We start from the raw sequence: 2348 nt of genomic DNA on the forward strand, positions 1-2348 counted from the left end.
AGTGACAGAAGAAATAAAACAAGCGTTTGAAAAAGAAAAAATCAAAGGCATTTGGTTTGCCAGACCTGAAGAGTGGTATTCCTGATTTTGGCACCGTCAAGTTAGCTGTTAATGATGTTCTATCAGGTTTCTGAGTCTGTTACACTCCAAGCTAACAAAATTTAAGAAATCAAGCCTTGCTTTTTGATTCTAATTTCAATAGCAAAAAGCAAGACTTGACTCCTATTGTGGGAGTCTATCGAGGCTCTGGATTTTTTACTAAATGGCTCATTATCCTCTGTTCCTGATACCAGCGCTTATCGTCACTATTATAAAATCCAACTTGAAAGAGGAAAAAGCCAAAATTGGACTCAATTGCAGTACCGCGAAGGCTTGCGCACTATGTTATCTACAATGCGGCAAGATTTTCGCAATGGAAAAACGAATCTATATTCTAAACCACAGCCAAGAGGTTAATTAAATCAACCAAGAATATAAGGCGGAAAAATGATCTATTTATGGGAAATGCCCGAAAATTGTACCAACAAACTAATAGCTGAATACGATAGAGAACACTCACCCGATCGGTTTTTATTTTTAGATGGTGTTCGACTGGCAAACAAGAAAGTAGACAAAAAAATCATTTTTGTACATGAAATGTTACAAGCAAAAATTGGTAGCTATGATTGTATTCCTAACAATTCAGCCTCTCCACTAGTGAATCAAAAGATAGTAGACCTGTTGCTAGAATTAGCGCCTGCTGACGTGCAATTTTTTGATACAGAAGTTCACTGTAAGAATGGTATCCTGACCAATTATAAGTTATTAAATGTAACTTCTACTATTGTAGGCATTGATCATGAAAAATCCATTTATACCAAGATGTCCCAAGTTGATGCTATCGCAGGATTTCGATACTTAACCTATAGGCCAGGTTGCATGGGACACCATAAAATTGCTCGAGATGAAGAATATCCGGGTAACCTATTGGTGACAGAAGAAATAAAACAAGTTTTTGAAAAGGAAAAAATTAAGGGGATGCGATTTGCAAGACCTGAAGATTTTTATGCTAATCTCTATCGTTAAAACGCCACGATTGGATAGCCGAATCCAGCGATCTCTATTGAATACGATGAAGGATTTAATTATAAATACCAAAATGGAATATTAAATCAGCACCCTGAAGTCGATGAGGTCTGTAAAGATTGGTTGAATGAAGAGTGTCCTGTCAGAATCCAGACGTTTCCTCGGTTCGCATCATGAAGAAAAACATTTAAGAGGTCAAGCCTTACTTTTTGCCACTGAGATTAAGAAGCAAAAAGCAAGGCTTACCCCTTATTGCCAACTTTCTGAACTATTTCCTGCAAAATTAGCGTCTATTGGACATGCTACTTACAACAATCTGATTGATTCTTTATTGCAGGGGAATGTGAATCCTTTAGCCAACGCACTCGTGAATCAAGAGAAAATCGAAGCACAACATCAAATTGATCCTCAGTTTCCCCACAGCTCAACCCATTTTATCGCGGCGGCATTGGATGACGGGGGGACAGGCAACAGCAAAATCCGTTGCAACTCAGGAATCTAACCACGCGCTGATGCAACAAAAAGAATCAAAGACCAGACTCGAATCAGGTTTTACCGCTATCCATTTAGGAAAGCATCAGGAAGAAACCAATTTGGAAGGCCAATGTTTTTGGGTCCCCGCCAGTGTTCGTCATGAGGTGCAGAAAGATGACACCACAGGTCTTGCCCGTTACTCCTTCTTTGTGTACGGTGGAGTAAGCGTTCAACCGCGTGTTAATGTTGTTGCAGGAAGAAATGGACCTCTTGATGGCAGTCGAGTAAGTGGCGGTGCGTTTAACCGGAAAGAGATTACTAAAGGCTTTCAAAGTCATCATATTATTAGTCCGACTAACAAGGCAACTAAGAATCATGAGCTATTGCAGTTAGCCGGATTTAATAATAAAAAGGATATGAACTCTCAAGTAAATAGAATATATTTGCCGGATGGAAGAAATTCTCAACACCCTAATCGTTCTATTCATAGTGGTAGGCATACGCAGCGTGCGATGGATGCTGTAGGTAAACGAATGGATGGTATTGTTGAGGCAGGCAAAACTCAAAATTGGACCCAAAGCCGGTACCGTGCAGAATTACGAACAGCGTTATCTGAGTTGCGTCAAGATTTGCGCAGCGGAAAAACTGATCTCTATGCTAAACCACAGCCGAGAGGTTAATCAAAACTAACTAAAGGATATATGAATAAAAAATGATCTATTTATGGGAAAAGCCTGAAAATTGCACTAATAAATTAATAGCTGAATACGATAGAGAACACTCACCCGATCGGTTTTTATTTAGAAGAG

Annotated in this window: 3 protein-coding genes; all 3 read left to right on the forward strand. The window is 39.2% G+C overall.

Annotated elements, in window-relative coordinates; all coding sequences use genetic code 11:
- Nucleotides 1-486: 486 nt before the first annotated feature.
- Nucleotides 487-1065, forward strand: coding sequence for an imm11 family protein (locus T345_RS0110705; RefSeq protein WP_028389331.1), 579 nt, complete (start codon nt 487-489; stop codon nt 1063-1065).
- 127 nt (nt 1066-1192) lie between these two features.
- Nucleotides 1193-1567: a hypothetical protein gene (locus tag T345_RS0110710; RefSeq protein ID WP_028389332.1), complete on the forward strand. Its 375-nt coding sequence runs from the start codon at nt 1193-1195 to the stop codon at nt 1565-1567.
- Nucleotides 1518-2219, forward strand: coding sequence for an AHH domain-containing protein (locus tag T345_RS0110715; protein WP_084273800.1), 702 nt, complete (start codon nt 1518-1520; stop codon nt 2217-2219). The genes T345_RS0110710 and T345_RS0110715 overlap by 50 nt, the downstream gene beginning before the upstream one ends.
- The last annotated feature ends 129 nt before the right edge of the window (nt 2220-2348 follow it).

It is taken from the genome of Legionella fairfieldensis ATCC 49588 (assembly GCF_000621525.1).
Classification (GTDB): Bacteria; Pseudomonadota; Gammaproteobacteria; order Legionellales; family Legionellaceae; genus Tatlockia; species Tatlockia fairfieldensis.